Source organism: Vibrio sp. 1078-1, assembly GCF_033340475.1.
This window is the reverse complement of sequence record NZ_JAWOWM010000189.1, coordinates 1-839: the sequence shown is the minus strand read 5'-3', so window position 1 is coordinate 839 and position 839 is coordinate 1. Positions and strand designations below refer to the sequence as shown.

The 839-nt window shown below is 39.2% G+C and carries 1 protein-coding gene; it reads right to left on the bottom strand.

The window, feature by feature from the left end; genetic code table 11:
* Positions 1-44 precede the first annotated feature (44 nt).
* Entirely contained in the window at positions 45-317 is a 273-nt protein-coding gene (locus R7190_RS26490; protein WP_021487203.1) for a hypothetical protein, read from the bottom strand.
* Positions 318-839 lie beyond the last annotated feature (522 nt).

Here is an 839-nt window from a genome sequence, read left to right as displayed (position 1 = left end):
AGCCTCTGTCGTATCAAATGGTATCAATCGTACTTGGAGTTAGATTATCGACTTTCTGCTTCTAACTTTAGCGCGATATAGTTTTGTGCGGCGGTAACCAAATCAGAACGATTGATAATCTTCCATAGGAAAAATGGCGGGATTAAGAATGCAATGAAATAAAACGACTCATGAAAAAAGATCTGAGCAATTGCATCTTGATGTTCCCACAACGCCGTAAGCGCGAAAAGATCGAGCATCACACCAAGTACACCAAAAACAACTGAAACCACGATCGCTAATCCTAGTAGCTCTCGAATAAAAAATTTGTATGCCATCATACTAATTCCTTCTAGCAATATTCGACCTTACGTTACGCCCCTCATCACCTATCTATTTTGATTATTATCAACTTCATTTCACTACGAATAAGAACTTAGTTTTATAAAAAAGCGCTTGTAAAAATGGGAAAAGTGGTTACCAAGCAACCACGTTGTTTAGCTAAGTAGAGCCGAAGTTAATGGAGTTACTGCTTCGCAGCTACACTTGAGCAATAGATTTAAAAATAGCTTTTTAGGAATCCATATCACATTATGAATTTCCCTTTTTTACATTGACCCCGTCATTACTAAGCAATGACATTTGGTCTCGACTCTGAGACTAATCTTCGATGTTTATCGGCAGTGTAAACACAAGAGGTCAATATGAAAAAATACACTTATCCTCTACTTGCTATCTCAGGCGGTCTACTACTGACTGGCTGCGGTGGTGACGACTCTTCATCAAATACAGAATCCGCTACGTTTTCTCTTGGTGTCTCAGATGCACCTGTGGATGACGCCAACAAAGTGGTCTTAGAT

What these genes read in the sequence shown, in the direction of transcription:
- R7190_RS26490 (WP_021487203.1), bottom strand. Translation starts at nt 317, where the DNA reads ATGGCATACAAATTTTTTATTCGAGAGCTACTAGGATTAGCGATCGTG.